30 protein-coding genes and 4 pseudogenes are annotated in these 25,527 nt (G+C 64.4%); 22 read left to right on the top strand and 12 right to left on the bottom strand.

Going from position 1 to position 25,527, the window contains the following annotated elements:
• The first annotated feature begins 140 nt into the window (after window positions 1–140).
• The 15 genes and pseudogenes from HK436_RS31825 (at window position 141) to HK436_RS25070 (ending at window position 10,224) form a co-directional block, all read left to right on the top strand.
• Window positions 141–875 (top strand): SPW repeat protein, encoded by a 735-nt coding sequence (locus HK436_RS31825; protein ID WP_244649396.1) that lies wholly within the window; start codon window positions 141–143, stop codon window positions 873–875.
• Window positions 872–1,909, top strand: a complete 1,038-nt coding sequence (locus HK436_RS31820) for a vitamin K epoxide reductase family protein (RefSeq protein WP_312860734.1) — start codon at window positions 872–874, stop codon at window positions 1,907–1,909. The genes HK436_RS31825 and HK436_RS31820 overlap by 4 nt, the downstream gene beginning before the upstream one ends.
• Window positions 1,910–1,984: 75 nt before the next feature.
• Window positions 1,985–2,335 (top strand): hypothetical protein, encoded by a 351-nt coding sequence (locus tag HK436_RS25130; RefSeq protein WP_173194415.1) that lies wholly within the window; start codon window positions 1,985–1,987, stop codon window positions 2,333–2,335.
• Window positions 2,336–2,469: 134 nt separating this feature from the next.
• A pseudogene (locus HK436_RS25125) lies at window positions 2,470–3,935 on the top strand (multicopper oxidase family protein).
• 47 nt (window positions 3,936–3,982) lie between these two features.
• Window positions 3,983–4,405 (top strand): DUF411 domain-containing protein, encoded by a 423-nt coding sequence (locus HK436_RS25120; RefSeq protein WP_244649439.1) that lies wholly within the window; start codon window positions 3,983–3,985, stop codon window positions 4,403–4,405.
• Between the two features lie 12 nt (window positions 4,406–4,417).
• Window positions 4,418–4,579, top strand: a complete 162-nt coding sequence (locus tag HK436_RS25115) for a hypothetical protein (RefSeq protein ID WP_173194412.1) — start codon at window positions 4,418–4,420, stop codon at window positions 4,577–4,579.
• A complete protein-coding gene (locus HK436_RS25110; protein ID WP_376769206.1) occupies window positions 4,561–5,184 on the top strand; it encodes a DsbE family thiol:disulfide interchange protein in 624 nt (207 codons plus the stop codon). Before HK436_RS25115 ends, HK436_RS25110 begins: the two co-directional genes overlap by 19 nt.
• 202 nt (window positions 5,185–5,386) lie before the next feature.
• Complete coding sequence (locus HK436_RS33230; protein ID WP_312860733.1) at window positions 5,387–5,707, top strand: TlpA disulfide reductase family protein; 321 nt, start codon at window positions 5,387–5,389, stop codon at window positions 5,705–5,707.
• Between the two features lie 13 nt (window positions 5,708–5,720).
• Window positions 5,721–6,071, top strand: a complete 351-nt coding sequence (locus HK436_RS25100; protein WP_173194410.1) for a hypothetical protein — start codon at window positions 5,721–5,723, stop codon at window positions 6,069–6,071.
• 114 nt (window positions 6,072–6,185) lie between these two features.
• Window positions 6,186–6,374: a hypothetical protein gene (locus HK436_RS25095; protein ID WP_173194408.1), complete on the top strand. Its 189-nt coding sequence runs from the start codon at window positions 6,186–6,188 to the stop codon at window positions 6,372–6,374.
• A 60-nt stretch (window positions 6,375–6,434) separates the two neighbouring features.
• Entirely contained in the window at window positions 6,435–7,124 is a 690-nt protein-coding gene (locus HK436_RS25090) for an SCO family protein (RefSeq protein ID WP_173194406.1), read from the top strand.
• Window positions 7,125–7,170: 46 nt separating this feature from the next.
• Window positions 7,171–7,986, top strand: coding sequence for a DsbA family protein (locus HK436_RS25085; protein WP_173194404.1), 816 nt, complete (start codon window positions 7,171–7,173; stop codon window positions 7,984–7,986).
• A pseudogene (locus HK436_RS25080) lies at window positions 7,986–8,724 on the top strand (cytochrome c biogenesis CcdA family protein). The gene HK436_RS25085 and the pseudogene HK436_RS25080 overlap by 1 nt, the downstream one beginning before the upstream one ends.
• 81 nt (window positions 8,725–8,805) lie before the next feature.
• Window positions 8,806–9,261: a c-type cytochrome gene (locus tag HK436_RS25075; RefSeq protein ID WP_173194403.1), complete on the top strand. Its 456-nt coding sequence runs from the start codon at window positions 8,806–8,808 to the stop codon at window positions 9,259–9,261.
• A 312-nt stretch (window positions 9,262–9,573) separates the two neighbouring features.
• The gene (locus HK436_RS25070) at window positions 9,574–10,224 is read left to right on the top strand and encodes a WD40/YVTN/BNR-like repeat-containing protein (RefSeq protein ID WP_173194401.1); all 651 of its coding nucleotides are present in this window, start codon (window positions 9,574–9,576) and stop codon (window positions 10,222–10,224) included.
• A 524-nt stretch (window positions 10,225–10,748) separates the two neighbouring features.
• Here the strand turns inward: HK436_RS25070 and HK436_RS25065 are convergent.
• Together HK436_RS25065 and HK436_RS25060 are read right to left on the bottom strand one after the other, a co-directional pair.
• Entirely contained in the window at window positions 10,749–11,018 is a 270-nt protein-coding gene (locus HK436_RS25065; RefSeq protein WP_206680590.1) for a hypothetical protein, read from the bottom strand.
• A gap of 212 nt (window positions 11,019–11,230) precedes the next feature.
• Entirely contained in the window at window positions 11,231–14,014 is a 2,784-nt protein-coding gene (locus tag HK436_RS25060) for a Tn3 family transposase (protein ID WP_244649395.1), read from the bottom strand.
• A gap of 128 nt (window positions 14,015–14,142) precedes the next feature.
• Here HK436_RS25060 and HK436_RS25055 point away from each other — a divergent pair, with 128 nt between their 5' ends.
• Window positions 14,143–14,733, top strand: a complete 591-nt coding sequence (locus HK436_RS25055; RefSeq protein WP_173194399.1) for a recombinase family protein — start codon at window positions 14,143–14,145, stop codon at window positions 14,731–14,733.
• Entirely contained in the window at window positions 14,717–16,072 is a 1,356-nt protein-coding gene (locus HK436_RS25050; RefSeq protein ID WP_173194397.1) for a DUF7986 domain-containing protein, read from the top strand. The genes HK436_RS25055 and HK436_RS25050 overlap by 17 nt, the downstream gene beginning before the upstream one ends.
• A gap of 478 nt (window positions 16,073–16,550) precedes the next feature.
• On the opposite strand, the gene HK436_RS25045 is transcribed toward HK436_RS25050, so the two are convergent.
• From HK436_RS25045 to HK436_RS25025, 5 genes are read right to left on the bottom strand one after another with little or no spacing between them, the layout of a single operon-like run.
• Entirely contained in the window at window positions 16,551–17,261 is a 711-nt protein-coding gene (locus HK436_RS25045; protein WP_173194561.1) for a HoxN/HupN/NixA family nickel/cobalt transporter, read from the bottom strand.
• A gap of 5 nt (window positions 17,262–17,266) precedes the next feature.
• Window positions 17,267–17,707 carry a YqaA family protein gene (locus tag HK436_RS25040; RefSeq protein ID WP_173194560.1) on the bottom strand — a complete coding sequence of 147 codons (441 nt, stop codon included), beginning with the start codon at window positions 17,705–17,707 and terminating at the stop codon, window positions 17,267–17,269.
• 29 nt (window positions 17,708–17,736) lie between these two features.
• Window positions 17,737–19,056 carry an MFS transporter gene (locus tag HK436_RS25035; protein ID WP_173194395.1) on the bottom strand — a complete coding sequence of 440 codons (1,320 nt, stop codon included), beginning with the start codon at window positions 19,054–19,056 and terminating at the stop codon, window positions 17,737–17,739.
• A gap of 14 nt (window positions 19,057–19,070) precedes the next feature.
• Window positions 19,071–19,469: a YkvA family protein gene (locus HK436_RS25030; RefSeq protein ID WP_312860732.1), complete on the bottom strand. Its 399-nt coding sequence runs from the start codon at window positions 19,467–19,469 to the stop codon at window positions 19,071–19,073.
• A gap of 8 nt (window positions 19,470–19,477) precedes the next feature.
• Window positions 19,478–19,753: a metal-sensing transcriptional repressor gene (locus HK436_RS25025; RefSeq protein WP_173194391.1), complete on the bottom strand. Its 276-nt coding sequence runs from the start codon at window positions 19,751–19,753 to the stop codon at window positions 19,478–19,480.
• Between the two features lie 92 nt (window positions 19,754–19,845).
• Between HK436_RS25025 and HK436_RS25020 the strand changes: the two genes are divergently transcribed.
• The 4 genes from HK436_RS25020 (at window position 19,846) to HK436_RS25005 (ending at window position 21,977) form a co-directional block, all read left to right on the top strand.
• Complete coding sequence (locus tag HK436_RS25020) at window positions 19,846–20,223, top strand: hypothetical protein (RefSeq protein WP_173194383.1); 378 nt, start codon at window positions 19,846–19,848, stop codon at window positions 20,221–20,223.
• A 137-nt stretch (window positions 20,224–20,360) separates the two neighbouring features.
• Window positions 20,361–21,008 carry a HupE/UreJ family protein gene (locus HK436_RS25015; protein WP_194248643.1) on the top strand — a complete coding sequence of 216 codons (648 nt, stop codon included), beginning with the start codon at window positions 20,361–20,363 and terminating at the stop codon, window positions 21,006–21,008.
• Window positions 21,009–21,023: 15 nt separating this feature from the next.
• Entirely contained in the window at window positions 21,024–21,671 is a 648-nt protein-coding gene (locus tag HK436_RS25010) for a transmembrane anchor protein (RefSeq protein ID WP_173194381.1), read from the top strand.
• Window positions 21,672–21,677: 6 nt separating this feature from the next.
• On the top strand, window positions 21,678–21,977 hold the full coding sequence (locus HK436_RS25005) for a hypothetical protein (protein ID WP_173194379.1): 300 nt from the start codon (window positions 21,678–21,680) through the stop codon (window positions 21,975–21,977).
• Window positions 21,978–22,058: 81 nt separating this feature from the next.
• Here the strand turns inward: HK436_RS25005 and HK436_RS25000 are convergent, their stop codons facing one another.
• From HK436_RS25000 to HK436_RS24980, 5 genes and pseudogenes are all read right to left on the bottom strand, one after another.
• Window positions 22,059–22,997 carry a helix-turn-helix transcriptional regulator gene (locus HK436_RS25000; protein WP_173194378.1) on the bottom strand — a complete coding sequence of 313 codons (939 nt, stop codon included), beginning with the start codon at window positions 22,995–22,997 and terminating at the stop codon, window positions 22,059–22,061.
• Window positions 22,998–22,999: 2 nt separating this feature from the next.
• Window positions 23,000–23,389, bottom strand: coding sequence for a molybdopterin cofactor-binding domain-containing protein (locus HK436_RS31815; protein ID WP_244649437.1), 390 nt, complete (start codon window positions 23,387–23,389; stop codon window positions 23,000–23,002).
• Between the two features lie 189 nt (window positions 23,390–23,578).
• Window positions 23,579–24,120: pseudogene (locus HK436_RS24990) on the bottom strand (molybdopterin cofactor-binding domain-containing protein); the annotation flags it as partial.
• A gap of 132 nt (window positions 24,121–24,252) precedes the next feature.
• Window positions 24,253–24,951 (bottom strand): IS6 family transposase, encoded by a 699-nt coding sequence (locus HK436_RS24985; RefSeq protein WP_173194372.1) that lies wholly within the window; start codon window positions 24,949–24,951, stop codon window positions 24,253–24,255.
• Window positions 24,918–25,154, bottom strand: coding sequence for a hypothetical protein (locus HK436_RS24980; RefSeq protein ID WP_173193771.1), 237 nt, complete (start codon window positions 25,152–25,154; stop codon window positions 24,918–24,920). The genes HK436_RS24985 and HK436_RS24980 overlap by 34 nt, the downstream gene beginning before the upstream one ends.
• On the opposite strand from HK436_RS24980, the pseudogene HK436_RS34050 reads away from it, so the two are divergent.
• Window positions 25,071–25,523, top strand: a pseudogene (locus HK436_RS34050) (hypothetical protein); the annotation flags it as partial. The gene HK436_RS24980 and the pseudogene HK436_RS34050 overlap by 84 nt on opposite strands.
• Window positions 25,524–25,527 lie beyond the last annotated feature (4 nt).

Below are 25,527 nucleotides of genomic sequence, written 5' to 3'. Positions count from 1 at the left end.
CCCGCTCGCAGCAGCGCCAGTGGCCTGGTTTTGCGCCGCCCAATGGCCGGTTTTTGCTCCGCCGTTGACAGCTGGCTCTGCTCCTAGGCGAAACCGAAACGCCGACGTTCGGCGAACTGCAGAATGAACTCGGTCGGCTGATGCACGATGAGGAATGGGAGACGCGGCGGATCCCGAAGGCGCTTGCGAAGACGGGCGCGTGGGTCGAAGGCGAGATTCTCGACCAGGATCCCTTCATCAAGCCCTATATGGTCGACATATCGGACGACCACTACGAGATCGACATCTCGCGCGCCAAGAAGTTGCTGGGATGGGAGCCGAAGCGTTCGCTGCGAACCACGCTGCCGAAGATGGTCGCTGCACTGAACGCCGATCCGGTCGGCTGGTACAAGGCGAACAAGCTGAATCCCGCGCGCGTGGCGTCGGAGAACGTCGAGCGGGAGCAGGAGAAGGTGAAGGAACAGCCGAAGCAGCAGCACCACGCGATGATGCGCGAGCACATGGACCACATGCGCGGGATGCACTTCGACATGATCTGGGTGCACTTCCTCAACATGCTGCTCGGGCTTTGGCTCGCGACCAGCCCCTTCGTCTTCGGCACGTTCGGCGAGGACGCTTTCAGCACCGCCGTCATGCGGGTGACGGAGGAGAGGGGCCTTTGGGAGCCGTCGCTGCGGAACAACCTGACCGCCTGGAGCGACGTGATCAGCGGTCTTCTGATCATGGGGTTCGCGGCACTGTCGCTCTCCCCCGGTTCAGCTGGGCGCAATGGGCCAACACCGCGGTTGGCGTCTGGCTGCTCTTCGCGCCGCTGGTCTTCTGGACGCCGAGCGCCGCCGTCTATGCCAACGACACCTTCGTCGGCGCGCTGGTGATCGCCTTCGCCATTCTGGTGCCGATGATGCCGGGCATGAGCCATGAGAGCATGATGGATTCTTCCGACATGCCGCCGGGCTGGACCTATTCGCCGTCGACCTATCTGCAGCGCCTTCCCATCATCGCGCTCGGAGCCATCGGATTCGTCATCTCGCGCGTGCTCGCGGCATACCAGCTTGGACATATCGACGGGGTGTGGGAACCGTTCTTCGCAGGCGACATCGTCCGGAACGGCACCGAGTTCATCATCACCTCCGACGTGTCTAAGGCCTGGCCCATCGCCGACGGCGGCCTGGGCGCCACTACCTACATGTTCGAGGTGCTGATGGGCGTCATGGGCGGGCGCTCGCGCTGGCGGACCATGCCGTGGATGGTGCTGTTGTTCGGCTTCGTCGTCGTGCCATTGGGAGTGGTGTCGATCTACTTCATCATCATCCAGCCGATCATGATCGGCACCTACTGCACCTTTTGTCTGCTGGCGGCGCTCGCGATGCTGATCATGATCCCGTACTCGCTCGACGAACTGGTCGCGATGGGCCAGTTCTTGGTCCAGAACACCCGCCGGGGCCGGCCGTTCTGGCGCTCCTTTTTCATGGGCGACGCGCTCCCGGGCAGCGGCAAGGACGAGAAGCGGCCCGGCTTCGACCTGCCGCCTCGACAGCTCGTTTCGAACGCGGTCCGCGGCGTCACTGTTCCCTGGACCTTGGTGGCCAGCGGAGTGCTCGGCGCGTGGCTGATGTTCAGCCGCCTCGTCTTCGGTTCCGAGCCGCCGATGGCCGACAGCGACCACCTCGTGGGCGCCCTCATCCTGACGGTTGCGATGATCGCCATGGCGGAAGTCGCGCGGCCGCTGCGCTTCATCAACATCGCCTTCGGCCTCTGGCTGATCGCCGCGCCTTGGCTACTCCTGGGCGCCGATGGGATAGCGGTCGCCAACAGCGTGGTGGTCGGCCTGGTCGTGATCGGCCTCAGCCTGCCGCGTGGAACGCGCAGCGCCGAGCATTACGGCGGGTGGGACCGCTATGTTGTCTGACCGGAAGGGTCTGAACGTCGCAGCGCCTGGAACCTGCTTGCGCCGGAGGCGTTCCGGACCCATTATAGGACAGTCATGAGCCGATCGGCCAAACATCTCCTCGCCGTGCTGCTCGCCATCTTCGCGATGGCGGCCATGAGCCTGTCGGCTGTCCAGGCCGGCACGATGGCGATCGAGATGTCCGGCATGGCCGACGGGATGAATGCTCCTGGCGACTGCGTGACGCCGTGCCCCGGCGAGCAGGACGACGCGGACGCGATGGCGTGCCCGCCTGTGTGCGTAGCGCCTGCCGTCGCCGTGCTTCCTTCGGCCAAGACTGTGGCAGTCGCGTCAACGTCCAGTACCTACGCCTTCACTACCTCTCCCCGTCTCGGGCGGGAGTCCTTGCCAGACCCGTATCCTCCCAGGACCCGCGGCAGCGTCTGATGCCTGTCGGCCGCTGTCGCGCCGCCTGAGCATCTGCGCCAGCTGCGCGCCGTGGCGCGCACAAGCCAATCCCTGATGGCAGCGCCCGCCCTTTCGGTGGCTCGCCATCGGCGGTGATCGCGGAAGGTTCTGTGGTGAGTAGCGAATCTGCTTTTCCGATTCCCCGCCGGAGGTTTCTCCAGGCAGGAGCCGCCTTCGCCGCGGCAAGTTTTCTGCCGACCGGAGTTTCGACCGGAGCCGGCGTCGACGAACGTCGGCTGACGGTAGCTCCGGGCCGCGCAGCGATGCTGGGCAAGGGCAATCCTGAGACGGATGTCTGGACCTATGGCGGCGTCTTCCCTGGACCGCTGCTGCGTCTCCGACAGGGAGAGCCTGTCCGCATCGTGGTCGAGAACAGGCTCGACGAGGACACGACCGTCCACTGGCATGGCATCCGCCTTCCGAACGCGATGGACGGCGTGCCTGGCCTGACGCAGCCGCCGATTCGGCCGGGAGAGAGCTTCGTCTACGAGTTCACGCCGCCGGATGCCGGGACCTTCTGGTACCATCCCCACGCCAATAGCCTTGAGCAACTGGGCCGCGGACTTGCGGGAGTCCTGATCGTCGAGGAAGCCAAGCCTGTAGCGGTTGATCGCGACCTTCTCTGGGTGCTGAGGGACTGGCGGGTCACATCGGAAGGTCAGATCGCGTCTGGCTTCGGCAATATGATGGAAGCCGGGATGTCGGGCCGCGTCGGCAATACGATCACGCTGAACGGCACCGTTCCCGGCGACCAGCCGATCCGTGCGGGAGAGCGCGTCCGCCTGCGGCTCGTCAACGTCTCGCTTGCCCGCATCATGAGCCTCCGTTTCGAAGGACATGCCCCTGTCGTCATCGCAATCGACGGACAGCCATGCGAGCCGCACAAGCCCGACGGCGGCCGCATCCTGCTCGGCCCGGCGATGCGTATCGACCTCCTGATCGACATGAAGGGAGAGCCGGGCGGGCGATACCGGGTCATCGACGATTTCTACGAGGGGCTGGAATACGAGCTTACCCGGCTAGCTTATTCGGACGCAGTTCCTGTGCGGACCAGGTTTCCGGAACCGACCGCCCTGCCGATGAACCCTCTCCCTGAGCCTGACCTGTCCGCGGCCGAACGCCACGAGCTGATCCTGGAGGGCGGCATGATGAGCCGCATGATGGGTTCGGGGGCAATGGGCCGCGGCATGATGGAGGGCATGGGCGGGATGATGGGCGTGGCGCGAGCTATGTGGTCCATCAACGGCACATCGATGACCGGAGACGGCCATGCCGACATGCCCCCGCTGTTCACGCTCGCGCGGGGAAGACCCATCTGATCACCATGCGCAACCGCACAGCATGGTGGCATCCGATGCACCTGCACGGCTTCAGCTTCCGGGTGCTCACGCGCAACGGGGTCGAGGTTCCTCACCGCCAATGGGCGGACACGGTGCTCATGGCTCCCGAAGACACGGTCGAGGCCGCCTTCGTCGCCGACAGTCCCGGCGACTGGATGCTGCATTGCCATGTCACCGATCACCAGATGGCGGGCCTGATGACCGTCCTTCGCGTCCGCGACGCGGAGCAGGAACGATAGACAGCAACGACAACCGAGAAAGGAAACCCCAGATGCTTCGCATCCTCATGATGACCACGCTTCTCCTCGCCGGAGGGGTCGCCGCTAAAGCCGAGGAAGCCGTCGAGGCCACCCTCTACAAGAACCCGCAATGCGGCTGCTGCGAGGGCTACGCCGACTACCTGCGCGAGAACGGATTCGAGGTGGAGGTCAAGCCGACCAACGACCTGACCCGGATCAGCCGCGAGGCCGGGGTGCCCAAGGACTTCCAGGGCTGCCACACGATGTTCGTCGACGGCTACGTGGTCGACGGGCACGTTCCGGTCGCCACCGTTCGGAAGCTCCTATCCGAGCGCCCCGACATCGCGGGCGTCACGCTGCCGGGCATGCCGCTTGGCTCGCCCGGAATGGGCGGCGAGAAAACCGGGCCGTTTACGGTCTATACCGTCAGGAAAGGCGGCAAGCCGCCCACGGTCTTCGCGACCGAATGAGAGGCGACAGAGATGTTGAACGGCATGTTCGACTGCGGCCTCAACAACTGGCTGGGCATGGCCATCATGTCAGGGGCGGGGTTCCTCGTGCTCCTCGCGCTGCTGCTCGCGGTCGCCGTGCTTGTGAAACACCTCTTTTGGGGAGGCTGCCGAAAATGGCCAGAGACGCCATGACGGCGGGCGTGACTAGCCCGTTTGGACGTGGATCGTCGCCCGCCCCGCCAAGGCGACGCAGACTCCTGGTCGCGCTGCCCTTGACGGTCTTCGTCGCGCTGGCTGCGGTGCTCGGGTGGGGACTGACGCGGAACGTCGATGACATCCCGTCCGTCCTGATCGGCAAGCCCGTGCCGGAATTCAGCCTGCCTCCGGTGGAGGGCAGGATGCTTGGCCTGACCAGCGCCGACCTTCGCGGCGAGGTCTCGCTGGTCAACGTCTTCGCTTCTTGGTGCGTGGCCTGCCGCGAGGAGCATCCGCTGTTCATGCGGATCGCGGCGGACGGTACGGTCCCGCTCCACGGCCTGAACTACAAGGACCAGCCCGAGGACGCGAAGAAGTGGCTCGACGCGCTGGGCGATCCTTACACCCGGACCGGGGCGGACCTGGACGGACGCGTGGCCATCGACTGGGGCGTGTACGGGGTTCCGGAAACATTCGTAGTCGGGGCGGACGGCCGCATCGCGTACAAGCATATCGGCGCCGTGACGCCGAGGGCGTTGGACGAGACCATCTTGCCTCTCGTCCAGCGCCTGCGCGCAGAGGCCGCGGAGCGGCAGCCATGAGAAAGCTCCTCGTTGCTTTCCTCAGCCTCTCCTTTTGGCTTGCCTTGCCGCTGACAGCAGCCGAGGCGCCGGCGAACTTCGCGATGCACGAATCCCGGAAGCCGATGCCTGAAATCCGCTTCGAGGACGGCGAGGGGAATGAAAAGACGCTCGCCGACTTCCGCGGAGAACAGTCCTGCTCAACGTCTGGGCGACGTGGTGCGTGCCGTGCCGCGAGGAGATGCCGACGCTCGACAGGCTTCAGGCCGAACTGGGCGGTCCGGAGTTCGAGGTACTGGCGCTGTCGATCGACCGCGCGGGGCCGGATGCGGTGAGGGAATTCTACTCGGAGATAGGGATCGAAAACCTCGCCCTTCACATCGATCCCTCGGTCAAGGCCATGTTCGCCCTCGGCGTGGTCGGCCTCCCGACGACGATTCTGATCGACCGGGAAGGCAACGAGCTCGGAAGGCTGGTCGGACCCGCCGAGTGGGACTCGCCGGACATGACCGAGTTCATGCGCAGCACCATCAATCAAGACTGAGAAAGGAAAAGGAATGACAACGATACCGTCGGACAGAACCACTGAAAGGCCGCTTAGCCAGGACGTCATTTACGCCGCGAAATATTACCTCGGTGGCCGGCGCGGCCTTGTCCTGGCGGGCACTGCGGTCGTGGCTGCGGGGCTTGCCTTCAACTGGAACTGGCTGGTCGCCGCGGGTGTCGCCCCGCTGCTCCTGTCCGCGCTGCCATGCGTGGCCATGTGCGCGCTCGGGCTCTGCATGAGCCGGATGACCGGAGCTTCGTGCTCCAAACAGGCAGCGCCCCAGGAAGGTCTCGAGACGACACCCGCGCCTGCGGCGATTCAAATTCAACCGGAAGAAGGAAGGAAAACAACCGATGCGTAGATCGACGAAGACGTTCGCGGCAGCCGCGGCATTCGCGGCGAGTCTGGCGGCAGCCCCCTTTATGCCCAGGATACAACGGAGTCCGGCTCGGGCGCCATGATGGAAGGCGGCGGCATGATGGGCCAGGACGGCGGAGCCAATGGCATGATGGGCGGCCAGGACGGAATGGCCGGCATGATGAACATGATGACCCAGATGAACGAGATGATGACGACCTGCAACAAGATGATGCAGGCCATGATGGATGGCTCGGGCAAGGACATGCCCGGGTCGCAGGACGCAACCCCGGAGAAGGACGGCTGAGGCCTGCGGCGGGGCCGCTGTCAAAACGCGGCCCCCGCATGCGCCCGCCAACAGGAGGCGATGATGCTGACAACAAGACGGTGGATAGCTGCCGCGGGACTTCTCATGCTCCCGGCCGTTGCAGCAGCGCATTCGCTGGACGACGTCGAGACGATGCTCGGCGACAAGGAGAAGTACTTCCAGCAGATCGACAAGCCCGTGCCGGACTTCACGCTTCAGACGGCAGACGGGAGGACGGTGAGGCCAGCGGATCTCCGTGGCCAGGTCGTGGTGCTCAACTTCATCTATACGAGCTGCCCGGACGTTTGCCCCCTGCACTCCGAGAAGATCGCGGAGGTGCAGGGCATGATCAACCACACGCCCATGAAAGACCTCGTGACCTTCGTGACGGTCACGACCGACCCGACGAACGACACGGCGGACGTGATGCAGGGGTACGGTCCAGCGCACGGACTCGATCCGGTGAACTGGCTCTTCCTGACGAAGCTGCAGGGCCAGCCGGAGGATGCGACCCGCAAGCTGGCGGAGGCTTTCGGGCATGGCTTCGACAAGACAGACGAGGGACTCCAGATCCACGGCATTGTCACCCACGTCATCGATGCAGACGGCCGCTGGAGGGCGAATTTTCACGGGCTGAAGTTCCAGTCGGTCAACCTCCTCACTTTCGTGAACGCCCTGACCAACGGGTCGGTCCCGGAGCACGGCCACGACAGCGGAAGTTGGTGGGACACGGTCGTGGACCTCTTCTGATCTCCGCCGGATTCAGCCCAAGACAGGAAGGAAAGGGGACCTCAAGATGCATCAGCAAACGAGGAAATCGCGGCCCATCGTATGGCTGCTCGCGGCGCTGCTGCTGGTCGGGGCAGGAGGAGCCTGGTACGCGCTCGACCCCGGGTTCCAGCGTGCCCGCGCGGAACCGGAAGCGCCTGCCGATGACTTCGGCCAGCGGGTCCGCGAGTACCTGCTCGCCAATCCCGAGGTGATAGTCGAGGCGATGCAGGCGCTCGAGGCGCGCAGGATTCAGGCCGAGGACGGCGAGGCCCGATCGGTTCTTGCGGCACGGGCCGACGAGGTCTTCCGCGATCCGGACAGTCCCGTCGGGGGCAACGCCGAAGGGGACGTGACGATGGTCGAGTTCTTCGACTACAACTGCCCCTACTGCCGCCAGGTCGCCTCCGTGATGGCGGAAGCGGAGGCGGGCGATCCAGGGCTGCGGGTCGTCTACAAGGAACTCCCCATCCTCGGACCGGGGTCCGTCTTCGCGGCCAAGGCCGCACTGGCGGCCGACCGCCAGGGACGCTACGTGGAGTTCCACCAGGCGTTGATGGACGCCGACGGCCGCGTCGACGAAAGATCAGTGCTGTCGATCGCGGAAAAAGTCGGCCTCGATGTCGAGCGCCTGAAGCAGGACATGCAGGATCCGGCCATCCAGGCTGAGATCGACGGCAACCTCGAACTGGCGCAGGCGCTGCGGATCACCGGGACGCCCGGCTTCGTCATCGGCGACGAGTTCGTGCGGGGCGCCACCGACCTGGAGACCATGACAGGGCTGATCGACGCGGCGAGAAACGGGAAAGCGGCCGGACCGACAGAGACGGAGGTCGCGGACTGATGCCGGAACTCTCCAATATCGGCATGCTGACAGCCTTCGCCGCCGGGATCGTCTCGTTCCTCTCTCCCTGCGTCCTGCCGCTCGTTCCGGGCTACGTGTCCTATGTCGCCGGGCGGTCATCCGTCGGCGTCACGCCATCAGGCGCAGTCGCGCTGCGGATGCCTGCGGTCGTGCTCGGCCTGTGTTTCGTCCTCGGCTTCTCCACCGTCTTCATCGTGCTCGGGGCAAGCGCGACCGCTCTCGGCCAGATGCTGATCAGCTACCGTTACGAACTGAACCTTGTCGGCGGCGCGATCGTCATCCTCTTCGGACTGTTCGTGACGGGATTGATCCGTCCCCCTGGATGATGCGGGAAGCGCGTTTCCATTCCGACCTGCCCGGTGGAGGGGCGGGGTCCGCCTATGTCCTCGGCCTCGCATTCGCCTTCGGCTGGACACCGTGCATCGGCCCGATCCTTGGCGCGATCCTCACGGTCGGCGCGGCCTCGGCGACCGTCGCCGACGGCGTGCTTCTCCTGGCGATCTACTCGCTCGGACTCGGCGTGCCGTTCCTCCTTGCCGCCATGTTCACCGACGCACTGACGGCAAGGTTGCGGGCCTTCGGCCGGATCGGCCGGGTGCTGCGGATCCTGGCCGGGGGGTCATGATGCTGATGGGCGTCGCCATGATCACCGGGCAGCTTTCGGCGTTCTCGTTCTGGCTGCTGGAGAACTTTCCCGTTCTGGCCCGGATCGGGTGACGTGGAAGCACGAGGAAGGCCTATGAAGAAACACTCGAAGGGCAGGCGGAATCTCCTGATCGCCGCCGCGGAACAGCGGCGATGGCTTCCGGCCTGGCGGCGTTTCTCGTGCTGTCCCGCCTTTCGGGCTCGGCAGCGGGAGCGTTGCTTCATCCCGGCGACAGGAGTGTCGTGTCGCTCGGAAGCGAAATCTACGCGGAGCACTGCGCGTCCTGTCACGGCAGGAAACTCGAGGGGCATCCCGAATGGCAGGTTCGCGACGCCGACGGATACCTGCCGGCCCCGCCGCACGACGAGACGGGGCACACCTGGCATCATCCGGACAAGCTCCTGTTCGACATCACGAAGCTCGGCGTGGCGGTGGCGGCCAAGCTGGAGGGCTACCAGACCAGGATGCCCGCCTTCGAAGGGGTCTTGACGGACGAGGAGATTGTCGCAGCGCTTTCGTTCATCAAGGCGCAATGGCCGGAGCAGGTGCGCGAGCGCCACGACGAGATGAACCGCCGCTTCCAGCAGCGCCAAGAGGCCGGAGAGTGACTGCTATGCAGGCCTGCCCCTTGACCTTCCACCCGCTGGAACCAGCACTATGCCCGCGATGAGGAAAGGCGGCGCCATGCGACAGGGAAACAAGCCTCTCGACCGTTCCATTCTGGCGGCGTTCAGGCAAGCGCACGATGTCGGCAGGCTTGATGTCGCCGAGCATCTCCTTTGCGCGCTGGAATGCCTCTGCGGGGACGATGCCGTCGAGGAAAGCGCCGCCGGGGAGGCGTATCGGGTGATCTGCTGCGGGTGCGGGGATGGAAATCCGGAAACCGAATGCGAATGCGAAAGCACGAAAGGAAGAAGACAATGACGAAACGAAACAGGTTCGGAGTGACGGCCGTGGTTGCGGGACTGGCGCTCTCCGGCGCGGTAGCCATCGGCCTGGTTGCGCAGGCCGAATCCGTCCCGGTATCGGAACTCAGGGAGCAGACCCACATTCACGGCCTGGCGGTTGACCGTCAGGATCCGCAATCCCTCCTGATCGCCACCCACCATGGGCTTTTCCGTTCTGGCCCGGACGGGAAGGCGGAGCGCGTCTCGGTCGTGCAGGACTTCATGGGTTTCACGCCGCATCCCTCGGATCCGGGCACGCTCTACGCCAGCGGCCATCCTGCGGATGGAGGGAACCTTGGCTTCATCGCCTCGACCGACGGCGGCGCGACCTGGGAACAGGTGTCGCCAGGCGAGGGCGGTCCTGTCGATTTCCACCAGATGACAGTGAGCCCGGCTGATCCGATGGTCGTGTACGGCGCTTTCGGTGGCCTGCAGGTCAGTCGCGACGGCGGCAAGACGTGGTCCGTCGCCGGACCGCTGCCCGAGCGGCTGATCGACCTCGCCGCCTCTGCCCAGGACGCCGACACGGTGTATGCCGCGACCGAATCCGGGCTGCTGGTCAGCAAGGATGCGGGGGCACGTGGGCGGCGGTCGAAGGCTCTCCGGTCAGCATGGTCGAGGTAGCGCCGGATGGAACGCTTTACGCCTTCGTGGTCGGGCAGGGCCTGATGCGGTCAGCCGAGGGCGAACTCGACCTTGAATCCGTCGGCGCAGGCTGGGGGGCCGGATCCTCCTGCATCTGGCCGTTGATCCGGCTAACAAGGAGCGGGTGTTCGTTGCGACGCATGAAGGCGAAATCCTCGCCAGCACCGACGGTGGAACCAGCTGGACTACTTTCGGAAGTTGACGGCCGTGTCGGTCCGAAACCACTGCAGCCGACCTGGGAAGGATGTCCATGCCACGTTTCCGGAGAGACCGGAGTCTGGACGGCACCCTAGCGCTGTTAGTCGACCCGTGTGGGTTCATTCGGATCGTTGCCGGAAATATCGAACGGAAGCGTTCGAGACCCGGTTGGTGCTGCGGCGGACCATCTGCGTGACCGGGCCGTCGACTGCGGAGGTCTTATGTCGCTTGGCAGTTAAATGCAAGAATGCGTCGGTTTTGTCCAGAGTGGGCATTTAACTATGAGAATCTCCGCGATCAGATTCTCAAATTAGCTGCATCTGCGGAGTGACTCTCAAGCTGCGAGATCGAGCTATCATGCTCTCGGCGGCGTCAGTGAATCGGACTTTGTTGTCGCCCATCATGTGCCGACGCAGCATCCGGAGCATCTCTGGTCCGGCACGCTCGGCGATAGCAACGCCTGCAAGCAGAGCTGGCCGCATGTAGAGTGGCAGGATCGGTTTTGCAGGGGTCGGGAGGTTCTCGTGTTCTGCGGCAACGACATCGTCGAGATCGGGAATGATGGCGCCGAGCACCCTGTAGGCACCGGTACATTATTGGGACACAGATATACGGTAGGCATGGCGTCATGCTGGACTGTTGTGCAGGGGTAGATATCCGTCTGTGTCGAGCGGCAAGGTTTCGGACCAGATGTAGTCGCCGGTGATGTTGATATGGTCCCAGCCCAGCGGTGAGAGGCGGGCCGTGATCGTGTCTTCAATCTTCGCTCCCCGTGCCCTCGTTTCCTTCAGTATCCGTCCGAGGTAGCGGCAGTTGAACAGGATAATGGCGGCCGTGACGAGGTTGAGGGCGGCGGCTCTGCTTGACTGGTTTTCGTGACCGCGGTCACGGAAACGCCCCAGACGATGGAAGGCGACCGCTCTGGAGAGGGAGTTCCGCGCCTCCCCTTGTTGAGTTCCGTCGTGACGAGCCTGCGCAGATCAGGATCTTCGAACCAGCGCAGGGTGAACAGCGTACGCTCGATCCGGCCGATCTCGCGCAATGCAGTGGCAAGACTGTTCTGTTGCCGATACGCCGAGAGCTTCCTCAGGATCAATGATGGCGTGACGACCTTGTGCCGCAGCGCATGGATCACTCTCTGGATTTCGTCCCAGTGCGCGCGGATCAGCTGCGGGTTCAGCCGATTGCCGAACAAGGGCGCGAGAGGACCGTATTTTGCTTTGGGTTCGAATGCATAGAGCTTGCGGTCCGAGAGGCGCGGGATGCGGGGCTCGAACGACAGGCCGAGCAAATGCATGACGGCGAAGACAATATCCGAGACGCCACCGCCATCGACATGGAAGGCGGCAATATCGACGCCGCTCTCATGACCCAGGATTCCGTCCAGGGAATGCACAGCCTCGCTTGCAGTGCCGGCGATCACCTTCTGATGGAGCGGGGCATACCTGTCAGTGATCGTGGTGTAGATCTTGACGATCGGGTCCCGCCCGTAGTGGGCGTTGACGGCGCCACCTGCCTCGCCCGGTCCGCCGAGATAGAATGCTTGTCCATCTGCCGATGCGCGCCAGCCTTCGCCGAACCAGGCGGCGATCGGCTCCGCGTGAATGGCGTCCGTCAGGTTGGCAAGAGCCGCGCGGAAGGTTTCTTCGCGCATGTGCCACATCTGCATACGCAAGAGAGCACGCCGTGATCCCGCGCCGCTGACTTCAGCCATTCGGGAGAGGCCGAGATTCGTCGCTTCCGCGATCAGGGTCGCCATGAACGCTCGCATGTCGGCTGGCGGCAGGCCCGTCGAGACATGCGTAAAATGCTCCGCAAAGCCCGTCCACAGATTGACCTGGTCGAGAAGATCGGTGATGCGGACATGGGGCATCATGCGGTTAAGGGCGCCGATGACGGCCGCGCTATCGTCCTGCACACTGTCTTCCTGCTCCTTTGGAAAGCGCAGGCGCCCGCCAGCGAACAGCGTCGGCTCCCTTGCCGCCAATCCCTCAGCCACGGACAGCAATGCGGTATCCAGTGTCGAAGCCCGCCCGTGCAGGTATGTGTCCGCGTCGACGTCCGGATGTGCCGGCAACGCGTTGCCGTCCGCCTTGTCATTCGCCAGCAGGTCATCCAGAGACCGGTGGATACGGGAGGTTGGAACCCATACGCTCCCGCTCGCCAATGCGTTCGCCAAGCCGAAGTATGTCGCAAGCTCGTAGCAGGTCCGGTCAATCGAACCGTTTGTGAAGACATGGCGCCGCCAGCGTCGCTCGATATGGGCAAGTGGCAGCGTGTCAGGCAGTCGCCGGCGTTTGTCTCCGCCGATTTCCGCGAGAATGGCGGCGGCATCCAGCAACGGTTTGGCGGCGCGGCTGCCTTCGAACGCAAAAGACGACAGAAAGCGGGAACCGGTCTGCCTGAAGACGTGGTATTCGCGCGGGAGCTCGCCAATGATGTCCGGACGTCCCGGCCGGAGCGACCGGCGGATTGTAGCCGCATCGTCTTCGATGGTGTCGAGGGTCGCGATTTCGGTCACGGCGGAAGCGACGTCGCCTCCCTCCCTTGCGGAGATGACGAGTGCTTCCAGTACATCGGCGATGCGCGCCAATCGGGTGCGGCCCTGCTCAGCGGTGAGGGCAACTGTCTCTTCGAGCCGCTTTCTGGCGCGCAGATTCGCCCGCGCCACCAATGACTGGAACATCGAAAGAGCGCCGTCGGTCAATGTGGCCCCGAGTTCGCGCAGCGTGGCGATCATGACGGCGTGGCGCCGGTCCGCGCCCATCTGCAGGAAAGCCTGAGAGGTGTAGAGCAGTCCTTCCTTCGCCATCTGTGCCAGGCGAGAGCCAAAGGCAGGCGGCTGGCTGCCTATCCCCACAAGAGTGGAGCGGACGATGACGATCTTGTCGAGGATCTCGATCAACGGGCGCGCTCCGACCCGGGAAGGCGGCTCGCGGAGCCAGGATAGCCTTGTCTGACGGGCATGCGCCTTGGCGACGAGCAGCGTATCCAGTTGGTGACGATGACCTTCGTCGAGCATTGAGCAGACCCTGGTCACCATCATGCCGTCGGCCGCATGCATTGCCGAAGCCGCCAGACGCTCGACAACCGTCACACCGGGAATGACGATCTTCTCCTCCCGCATTTTCTCGATCAATCGTCCGAGAAGGATGCGTCCATCCGTCAGGCCCACAGCTTCTTGCTCGGCCCAATCGCTCAGCATCGAACGAGCCGGTCTCGTGAAGTCGCGATAACCATGATGCTGCTTGATCGCAGCCAGTTGCTCGTACCGTGTCGCGCCACGCCGAGCGAAGCGGGCGATCGCTTCCGTGTCGGCGCCGATCTGCTCGGCAATATAATCCAGCATGACCGGGGGCAGGAACTCCCCGCGTCGCAAATGCCTGCCGGGATAACGCAGGCAGCACAATTGGAGGGCATGGCTCAGGCGGGTTTCCGGTGTGCGGCTACTGGCTATAGCGGTGAGATCTTTAGCGTCCAGCGTATAGTGGCGAACAACCTCGTTTTCAGTCTCCGGCAACGCCAGCAGTACGTCGCGCTGCTTCTTCGTCATGGATATGCGGGCGGGCATGTTGTCTCCTTACAAAAACCCCTTGCCTTTCGATCTCTCATTGAAAGAGGATTGTGAAAGGATTTTCATCCTGATTCGTCAGCAGGACTGCCGCAGTTCCGCAAACGACCGTTATTGAAAGGGCGCCCATGCTGATCGGCTACGCCCGCGTGAGCAAAGGTGACGACCAGTCGAACAGGGCTCAGGCCAGGGCACTGGCCGAGGCCGGGTGCAAGCGCGTGTTCGAAGAGAAAGCATCGGGCGGACGCTGGGAACGTCCCGAGCTTCACCGCATGCTCGATCAGTTGCGTGATGGCGACACCGTCGTCGTCTGGAAGCTCGATCGCCTGTCGCGCTCGCTGAAGGATGTTCTCCACCTGATGGACAGGATCACCAGTGCCGGCGCGGGGTTTCGTTCATTGACCGAGGCGATCGACACGACGACGGCAGCCGGCCGCATGATGATGCAGATGGTGGGATCCTTTGCAGAGTTCGAGCGCGCCATGATCCGGGAGCGGACCACGGCCGGACTTGCCCAGGCCCGCGCCGAAGGCAGGATCGGCGGACGCCGCAGAAAGCTTGATCCGAAGAAACGGCGCGAAATCGCCGAAAGCGTCCTGTCGGGCCGCAAGAGCGGCGCCGAGATGGCGAGGCTGTATGACGTCAGCGAGCCGACAGTCTCGCGCATCATCGCCGAATATCGCGAGAAACTGGAGACAGACAGTGCCAGCCAGCCATGATCTCAAGGGGTTGATGAAGTTCCTGGCCCGCGAAGAATGGCGTGGGTGTTTTGAGCAGGTGTTCGATGATCACTTCGGCCCCGTGCTCGAAGCCGGAGACATGGAGTTCGATGATCTTGCCGAAATTCTCAGCGACGACTGGGCCATGACGCTCTGGGGATGCGTGTTCGAGGATTTCCTGACGCAAGAGTTCGACGTCCAGGGCGGCAATATCGTCGACGAATATCTCAAACGTCGCGGCTGGAAGGAGGGCACACAGACGAAAGCCTATATGAAGGCGCTTAGGATATCGGTCATGAGCCTCTATGAGGTGAGCGACATCGTGCCCGGCAAATCGCTCATGGCGCGCGATCTCATCCGCGGCGGCGAGCCGATCGCCGTGAGCGAGGGGACCGCAACGCTGACCCTGAAGCAGTGGGACAGGATCGCCGCCCGTATCGTGCCGGTCCTGGGCAAGAACATATTCGCCGGCGGGCTGCTGCCTTACACGCCGCAAGCCATCGATGCGCTGTTCGACGGTCTGCGACAGGTGTTCGGAAAGAAGGGCACAAAGAAACTCCCTGCCGTTGCGGACCAGGACCTGCAGTCGGTCGCTTCCATGTTCACGCTCTCATGGCTGTTCGATACGCTCGATCGAGCCATGGGGCTGCCACCGATGCAGAACTCGGACGGCGACGACCTCATGTTCCACGATGTCAGGTTTCCGCTGGCGAATGGCGTGACGCAGAAGGATATCGCCACGCGGGTGAACGCCATTTCGGCGATGGCGCAGGAGAACGCAAAGTTCTGGAACTGGCTCGAGGACAAGCCGAAGGGCGGAAAGAAGGTGAAACAGGCCGACGGGCTTTCCTTCGACGCCACCATGGATAACGGTCAGCGCGTGTTGGGTAATGTGGAGCTGAAGGGGCGGTTTCTACATCTGTCAACCAACTCCGCCGCGCGGGCGCAGAAGGGAACAGTCCTGATCCGTAAGGAACTCGGCGATCTCGTCCGCACGCCCCTGACAGACATCCGAACCATTGAGCAGATGATGGCCGAGCGGCCGCCACGCGAACATGGAGAAGCGGCTTCCGAAGTCCCGCCCGAAATTGCCGAGCAGGTTGTCCACCAGTTCATGGACCGGCAATATCGTGAAACGCTTGATCAGCCGGTCGGCATGCTCGGCAACAAAACGCCACGACAGGCTGCAAAGTCAGCCGCTGGTCGGCAGAAGGTCTCCGAATGGCTCAAATATCTCGAAAACCAGTCCGCAAGCCAGCCGGACCCTGCCGATCCAATGGCAACCTATAGTTTCGAGTGGATGTGGAAGGAACTCGGCGTTCAGGATCTGCGTAGGTAGAGCCTGTCTACCGTATATCTGTGTCCCAATAATGTACCGATGCCAAGAAGGAGAAAGCCGCCTCTTGACCAAAACCTAAGACCCAAACCATACATGAAGGCGGGTCACTTCTCGGCGAAAATCCCGGGTCAGCTCTCAGCGGAAATCAACATTCCTGCCCTTCTGGCAGATGGCGATCGCGGACGAGGAGCCCAGGCTGCCGCTCCAGTCGGGGACGGATGTGTGAGGCCTCCGGACCAATCCGGGAACCAGCCGCGGATCGGCGGCAAAGTCCTCGTCGGTCCGAACATCAATCAAAGCCGGACAGCCGGGTGTTCCGCAGGCGGGCGAGCTTGTCGACGGATATGGTGTGGGAGATGGCATGGCGCGTCCTCCGTTGCCGGGTTGATGGACGCGATTCTTGGGCCGGAGCCTCGTGGGGAGACCGCAGTCCCCATGGACGCCTTGTCGCCCCACCGACACCGATCTGTCAAGCGCGTCAGCTGCCGATCGCATTTGCCGCGACGATCACCAGAACCAGCCCGGCGAGCACCTGGATCGAACGCGTGACCGCGACGACGGCACGTGGCCGCGTCGCGAGCAGCCGCAGGAGTTGTCGGCGGAACAGGACTGCCGCAAGCGCCACCGCGCCGAGCACCAGCGCAACTCCGATCATCATCACCGCGGCGAAGGCGACGCCCGCCTCCGGCACGCCGCGCGTGATCGCGAAGGTCATGACGAACAGCGTCAGTGGGCACGGGATCAGCCCGGCGGCGAATCCTGCCGCCATCCCCTGGCCATGCGCATGGCCGGTGCCACGGAGTCCTTGCCAGAGCATCCACAGGCCGATCACGCCAAGCAGCCCGCGACTGATGTCTTCGAGCAGCGGCGCGCGGCCGACGCTGCCGAGCGCGACCGAGACGAGAGGAAGCGAGAGGAGCGCGATCAGCACGGACATGCCGACATGCACGAAGGAGAGAATGAGCGATACTGCCAGTCCGCGAGGCACACTAGCCGTCGACGCGGTCAGATAGGTTGCCAGCACCGCCTTGCTGTGTCCCGGCGTCAGCGCATGCACTGTGCCGAACAGGATTCCCATCGGCAGATAGGCGGCGAGCAGCGTCCAGTCGCCCGACTTCGCGAAGTCGCCGATCCGGTCGGCGAAGGCGAGGTAGATCTCGCGCTGGATGGCGACGAGGTCTTGAAACAGGCCCATCATGCGAGCACGCCCAGCGTGGCCGCGGCGAGCACTACATAGCGCGCCGTCTTGGCGATCGAGACCAGGGCGACGAAGCTCCACAGCGGCTCGCGTAGGACTCCTGCTGCGACCGTCAGCGCGTCGCCGCCGATCGGCGCCCAGGACAGCAGCAGGCTCCACCGGCCCCAGCGCCGATACCACCCGGTCGCGCGATCGAGAGACGCCGCGCTGACCGGGAACCACTTGCAGTCGCGGAACCGCTCGACGCCGCGTCCGAGCGCCCAGTTGAGGACCGCGCCGAGGATGTTGCCCAGGCTGGCAATGGCGACCAGCAGGACCGGGGCCTGAGCGCCGGCTACTAGTAATCCGACCAGCGCCGCCTCCGACTGCGCCGGAAGGATCGTTGCCGCGACGAAGGCGATGGCGAACAGGCCGCCCAGAATGGCGAGGTCATCCATCGCGACAGCGACGGACGCGTCCGCCGATCTCACCGCGCATGCGGCCATGCGGAATGCAGGTCGTCGATGACATAGGCGTGGGCGTGCCTGTTGCGGCCGTCGGCGATGCCCTCGTTCCAGTGCGGATGGCCGGCGGGCAGGCGCTCATGCGAATGCTCGACGATCTCCGGATCGTCGGCGGGCCAGAGCCATGCGGCTGCCGCCACGGCGCTTCCCGCGATCAAGGCCAGGATCACAGACGTCGCCGGAAGCCCGAAGGCCGCGCCCGCCCAGCCCGCGAGCGGATAGGTGATCAGCCAGCAGGCATGCGACAGTGCGAACTGGGCCGCGAAGAGCGCCGGGCGGTCCTCCGCGTGCGACGAGCGCCGCAGGAGACGCCCTGATGGAGTCTGCGCCATCGAATAGCCTGCGCCGATGATGAACCAGAGCGGCAGCAGCCAGCCATAGGATGGGATCGCGGCCGCGATCAGCGTGGCAACTGCCAGGGCCGACGCGCCGGCAAGCATTGCGGTCCGGTCCGGGATGCTGTCGAGAAGCCGCGGAAGGACCAGCGCCACCAGCATCGAGCCGCCGCCGAAGGCCGCCAGCGCCAGAGCCGTGTCGCTCTGGCCGAGGCCGAAGGCGGCCTGCACGTAGACGACCGTGTTGACGATCACAAGGGCGCCTGCCGCCGCGACCGCCATGTTGATCGCCAGCAGCCCGCGGAGGCGCGGCGTGGCGAGATAGATGCGGATGCCGCGGGTCGTGCGGTCATAGATGCCGCGCGGGATCGACGATTTCGGGCTCGGCAGCACGACCGAGACCACCAGCGCTGCCGAGACGAGGAAGCCGACCACCGTCCCGGCGAACAGGTTGTGGAAGGAGATGACAGTCAGGAGGGCGGCCGCGAGCATCGGGCTGACGAGGCTTTCGAGGTCGTAGGCTAGCCGCGAGAGCGATAGCGCGCGGGTGTAGTCCTTCTCGTCCGGCAGCACGTCCGGGATCGTCGCCTGGAAGGTCGGCGTGAACCCGGCGGATGCCGATTGCAGCACGAAGATCAGGACGTAGATCTGCCAGACCTCGGTGACGAAGGGCAGGAACAGCGCGACGCCCGCGCGCACGAGGTCGAGCGCCACCAGCATGGCCCGGCGCGGCAGCCGCTCGGCAAAGGCAGACGCGATCGGCGCGACGCCGACATAGGCGATCATCTTGATCGCGAGCGCGGTACCCAGCACTGCTCCGGCGTTCTCTCCCGCAAGCTCGAAGGCGAGCAACCCCAGTGCCACTGTGAGGAGCCCTGTGCCAAGGAGCGCGATCACCTGTGCAGCGAGCAGATGGCGGTAAATGCGATTGGCGAGGACGGCGAGCATTATCGATGAGCCTCTCAGTCCAGGCGACGCGTGATGCCGGTCATTGGCCAGACCAGCCAGAGACCGATGCCTGCTGCGGCCAGCCACACCGCGATGACGATGACAATGCCTGCCCGGCTGACTGGCCTGATGCGTCCGGCCGCCGCCCGACGCAGTTCCAGGAGCAGATCGTCGGGGATGAGCTTCGTCGCGAGCACGATCCCGATCGGCACGATGATCAGGTCGTCCAGATAGCCGAGCACGGGAATGAAGTCGGGAATGATGTCGATCGGGCTGAGGGCATAGGCGGCGACCGCGCCGGCGAGAAGCTTCGCGGTCCAAGGCACCCTGGGGTCACGCGCCGCGAGCCATAACGCAACGACATCCACCTTCACAGCGGCGGCCCAGCGTTTCAATCGGTCGATGGCAGACACAGGCCGCATCACAGGTACTTCGCGATTTCCCTGAACTCTTCGACCGAGCCGCGCTGTTCGAGCGATAGCGGGCCGACCGTCTCATCCAGGCAGTGGTCGAGGTGATCGTGGATGAGCGTGCGCTTGGCCTGCGCCACCGCCTTCTCCACCGCATGGAGCTGCTGGGCGATATCGAGGCAGGGCTTGCCGCCCTCGATCATGGCGACGACGCTGCGCAGGTGTCCTTCGGCGCGCTTGAGCCGCTTGACGATGGCGGGATGGGAGGCGTGGCGGTGATCGGACATGACTTTGTCCTATCCTCCCCTAGGGATAGTGTCAAACCTGTACTGCCGCTTTGCCTTTACCTCGCCTTGTCCGTGCGTTTATACCGCTCGGGATGATGACGGATCGAATCGCGACCGCTAGGACTCTGCTGATCTGCCTGCTCGCGCTGGCGGTGCTGGGATTCTGCGCGCCTGTCACCGATCCTTCCGGCCTGACGCAGATCGCATCGGTCGCGAGCGACCATGTCGGCCATTCGCACGATCATCACGGCCATTCCCACGACGACGAGGACGAACCGTCCGCGACTTCGGGCCATGACCACGACCGCTTCCACGTCGGCGATCACAGCCACGACACGCCGGCGGCCGCCGTGCTGATCGGCTTCCGCTTCGGCTCCCCTCGACCAGGGTCCGGGAATGCCGGACGACCGCGTCGCATCGCGGCCTACCCCACCCGGCGACCGACCTCCCCGAACGGCATGATGGACTGACTTCGGCTTCGGCCGTCATCCTTCACTGCAATTTCGGAACGACACCATGACATCTCATCCGCCCGAGGGCGGACGGTTCGCCGCGCGCGATCCGTTCGTCCTCACGGTGGCCATCCTGTCGGTCGGTCGTCCTGGCCATGCTCCTGTCCACCGGCCTTGCCGCGGCTCACGCCGTCGCCGAGGGGGACAAGGGCTATATCCAGGAGATCACGGGGGTCCACCTCATTCCGTTCATGTATCTCGGGGCCAAGCACATGGTCACCGGATACGACCATCTGCTGTTCCTGCTGGGCGTGGTCTTCTTCCTCTACCGCCTGCAGCACATCGCGATCTATGTCAGCCTGTTCGCCATCGGCCATTCGACGACGATGATCCTCGGCGTGTATTTCGGCTGGAACGTCAGCGCCTACCTGATCGACGCGATCATCGGCCTGTCAGTCGTCTACAAGGCGCTCGACAACCTCGGCGCGTTCCAGCGCTGGTTCGGCTATCAGCCGAACACCAAGGCAGCCACGCTCATCTTCGGCTTCTTCCACGGGCTGGGTCTCGCGACCAAGATCCTGGAATACGACATCGCGCAGGACGGGCTCCTGCCCAACCTGCTCGCTTTCAATGTCGGGGTCGAGATCGGCCAGTTGATCGCGCTCGCCATGATCCTCATCGCGATGGGGTACTGGCGGCGCACGCAGAGCTTCTGGAAACACGCCTACACCGCCAACGTCCTCATGATGACCGCCGGGTTCGTGCTGATCGGATATCAGCTCACCGGCTATTTCGTCGCCTGATCAAGGAGAACTCACATGTACAATTCCGACACCCCCACCCGCGCCGAACTGCCGACCTCGGCGCAGCTTCTGAAGTCCACGATCATCGCGATCGTGGCGGCCATCGCCATCCTCGTCGCGATCGTTCTTCCGTCCGAATACGGCATCGACCCGACCGGGGTCGGCGGCGCGCTCGGCCTCACCGAGATGGGCGAGATCAAGACCCAGATCGCCGAGGAAGCCGAACAGGATCGCATCCGCGACCAGCAGAATGCAGTTCCGGCTGCGCCTGCCGCGCCGCAGCAGGGTTCGAGTCTTCTCGACCGCATCTATGCCGAGTTCCTCGTCGGCACCGCGCATGCGCAGGAGACGCGCTCCGACGAAATGTCGGTGACGCTGGCTCCAGGTGAAGGCGCGGAGATCAAGCTCGTGATGGTCAAGGGCGCGCAGGCGAACTACGCTTGGACCGCCAACGGGGCCGTCGTGAACTTCGACACCCATGGCGATGGTGGCGGCGAGAACATCTCCTACGAGAAGGGTCGCGGCGTCGCCGAGGACGAGGGCGTGCTGGAAGCCGCCTTCGACGGCAATCACGGCTGGTTCTGGCGCAACCGCACCGACGCGCCCGTCACCGTGACGCTGAAGACCACCGGCGCCTATTCCGACATCAAGCGGATGATGTAGGCGGCGATGGCGAAAGCCGACCGTCCCATGCGGCCCGGCGGATCCGACCCGCCGGGCTCACTCATCGTCGTTCCCCCGAACGGTGAGCGGTTCGAGGATCCCGACGTGATCCGCAGGCTCGAATCCTTCGTCCGCAAACGCCTGCCTATGTTCGACATCAAGGTGGCCTGGGTCGTCCAGCCCCGCATCGAGACGTTCACAGTGGTCGAGCGGGCCGCCAATGGAAAGTCGACCGCGAACAAGCAGGCGATCCTGCAGGCGCTCGATGAGTTCGATCCCGACGCGATCGAGCTGAAACCCGACTGAGCTTCGGCAATCTACACTGCCGCGGAGGCTGATTATTCCGCGGCAGTCGCCTCGCCGGGCGACGACGCCTGCTCATCGAAATCATACGGATCGTGCGGGTCGGGCCAGTTTTCGGTATTCCGCCGGCGTCGGCCCGACCGCGGCACGAAACGCCCGCTGGAAATGTGGTTGGTCGCTATAGCCGGCGAGTAGGCCGACAAGCGCGAGTGGCGTGTTCGTCGATGCCAGCAGGCGGGTCGCGCTGTGCACGCGTGCGGATGCTACGATGTCTCCCAGTGACCAGCCCGCCCCGGCAAGCCGCCGCTGAAGGGTTCGCAGGCTGAGCCCCGTCGCTCTGGCGATGTCGTCCGCTCCCCGTCGACCATGTGGAGCGCCGAGCTGCTCGGCGAACAGCCGCGCGACGAGCGGATCTGACACGGCCCGTCCCGAGAAATCGACGGCCGGGACCGGGACTTCGTCCTGCTTCTCAGGGGCAAGTGGCAAAGGCTCGAATGCCGTCCAGCCGATCGTCCAGCGATGCGTCCGTTTCGCCGTCGCGAGCGGATCAGGCAAACTGGACGTGCCGTCGAAGCGCAGCGCCGCATCGCGCGCCCCGCGCCACCTGAGAATGCCCAGGATCAGCCCGGCCACGGCAAGGTTCTCGCCAGCCGAAATCGGCGATCCGCGCGTGTCGAAATGCTCCATGACGATGCGGTCCGCGTCGCGGTCGACGACACGGGTGCGATGCCGCGAATGGAAGTAGCGTTCTATCGCGATCCAGATTGCGACCACATCGCTTGGAGCCCGGCATCCCGCGAACACGCCGGCCACTGGATGATCGGCGAATTCCGGAACGACGTCGGCCACCCTGAGGATCGCCTCCGGACCGTGCGCGTCGAGAACCCCGGCAAGCAGGGCCCGCTTCTCGGCAAGGTCCACGGTCCGCTCTCCCGCTGCCGTCAACGCCGGCACCGCTATCGATTGCCGCGCAAGAGAACGGCGCACCATCGCCAGAACCGGCGCGCTGGCAAAATCCTCCATGGTCAGGCCGCCCGCACGGGGAGCTTCGTCACCGTCTGCCCGGACAAGGCCGCGATGGCGTTGGTGACGGCGGCCGTTCCGCAGACGATCGCGGTCTCCCCGGCGCCCGTCGGCTGCGGGCTGCCCTCGATCAGGCGGATTTCAATGTTCGGCACATCCGACAGCACAGGCAGCGGATAGTCGAAGAAGCTTTCGGGCACGATGCGACCGCCGTCGACGGGCAGTTCCTCCTTCAATGCCATGCCGATCCCCCAGACCAGATTGCCTTCCACCTGCGCCCGCACCTGATCAGGATTGACGACCAGGCCGCAATCGTGCGCGCACCACAGGCCCGTCACCCTGTATCCGGTCTCGCTCCTTGTCACGCGCGCGACCGCGGCTGCGTAGGACATGTCCTTGTAGATGCCGCAGGCTAGCCCCCAACCTTCGTCCGATGAGTCCTTCGGCCGCACGGTCCAGCCGGCCATCTCGGCGGCTGCCGAAAGCACCACGCTCAGCCTTGCGTGTTGCGGCGAGAGTGACCTGAGGCGCATATCCAGCGGGTCGATGCCTTTTGCCCGTGCCAGCGCGTCGATGGCGGTCTCGATCGCCCAACTGTTGGCCGCCGCGCCGAGCCCGCGCCAAGGACCGGTCTTGACCGGCAGGCGGACGTCCTCAAATTCGACGCGGGTGGAATCCGCCGCATAGGGCGGCACAGAGCCGCGCGCGACGCCGGGGTCTGCAGTAAAGCTTGTCGCAAACTGCAGTCCGGGGCCCATCGCTGCCGAGGTGAAGATCACGTGCCCGGACCGGAATGCGTGGCGCCAGTGGGTGATCCGCCCGCTTGCGTCCGCGGAAAGCCGAAGGCGGTGCGACGATGGAGGGCGATGGAAGCCCGCTCGGAATTCGTCGCTCCGGCTCCACTGCACCTTGACCGGGCGTCCGCAGAGCTTCGCGAGCCGCGCCGCGTCCATCTCCGCGGCAACGATCGTGCGGGCGCCGAACCCCCGCCGATGCGCATGCCGCGGACCACCACCTTGTCCCGGCCGAGGCCGAACGCGTCGGCGAGGCTGTTGCGGGCGAAGAAGGGATCCTGGGTCCCTGTCCAAACTTCGAGGCCGCCATTCTCGTCGAACCGGGCCACGGCCGTGCGGGGTTCGATCGAGGCATGTGCGGCGAGAGGAACCGTGAGCGTCAGGTCGACGTCGAAGCGCTCGTTGCGGTTGTGTTGCAAATTTCCGGGAAGGTGAGAGGCAAACGCTCCGTCTGACGCCCTTCAAGCGGCGATTGCCTGGAACTGCTCTTTGAGAGAAGGGGCCGGGTTGAATGCGAAACGGCCCTGTCGCTTGCGCATCATGTGAACCATCTCGATGCCGGCCAGAGTGACGACCGCCGAGGAGAATGACTTGAAGCCCAACATCGGTCGTATCCGGCGCTTGATGCGACGGTGGTCCTGTTCAATCCGATTATTGAGGTATTGGCTTTTGCGGATGCGGATCGCCTCCAAGGCCCGCCGTGACCGATCCTTCAAGCGGCTCTCTGCGTCGCAGGAAATGATCGCTTCCCGGTTGGTCTGGCTGCCGTCGATGACGATACGGTCAGGCCGACCGTGGTGCTGCAAAGCCTTGCGCAGGAAGCGCTTCGCCGCCGGTAAGTCGCGGTGCTCACTGAACCAGAATTCGACCGTGTCACCGACGCTGTCGATGGCCCGGTAGAGATACATCCATTGGCCGCGGACCTTGATATAGGTCTCGTCCATGTGCCACTTGCTTCCGACGGAGCGCTTTCGGCGATTGAACCGCTTCAGCAGCACCGGCGAGAAGTGCACGACCCAGCGATGGATCGTCGAATGGTCGATGCTGATGCCGCGCTCGGCCATCATCTCCTTCAGATCTCGCAAGCTCAGGCCATAGGCGAGATACCACCGTACGCAGAGCAGGATCACAGAGCGATCGAAGTGACGGCCTTTGAACATGAAACGCGCTCCACAAATGGAGACGCTCTCATGCCCCAAGGCTCTTGCCAAAAAGTTTGCAACACAATCCCATCACCGCGCTCGATGCAAACGCCCAATCGCATGGCGTCGGGATAGGCATGGCCGTCGCCAAGGCGCAGGCTCTGGTGCCCGGGCTGGTCGTCGTCGATGCCGATCCGGCGGGTGACGACGATGGGCTCCATAAGCTCGCGCTCTGGGCACTGCAGCGGATCTCACCTGTTGTGGCTCCCGATCCGTCAGATGGCCTGGTGATCGACACCACTGGCGCCGATCATCTGCATGGCGGCGAGGCGCTGATGCGGCAACGACCTCGTCTTCGGCGGGCGGGCGACGACCGGCTGTTCGGCGAGGAGGGCGACGACATCCTCCATGGCGAGGCCGGCGACGATCTCCTGTCGGGCGGAGCGGGCCGCGACATGCTTTACGGCGGCGACGGCGACGACGTCCTTCAGGGCGACGACGGCGACGACTATCTCGACGGTGGCGACGGCAATGACCGAATCGATGGCGGCGCGAGAAACGACATTCTGTCGGACGGCGACGGAGCCGACCTCG

The sequence above is a fragment of the Neoaquamicrobium sediminum genome (genome assembly GCF_013240295.1).
GTDB lineage: Bacteria > Pseudomonadota > Alphaproteobacteria > Rhizobiales > Rhizobiaceae > Aerobium > Aerobium sediminum.
This window is presented reverse-complemented; position numbering and strand designations above follow the sequence as displayed.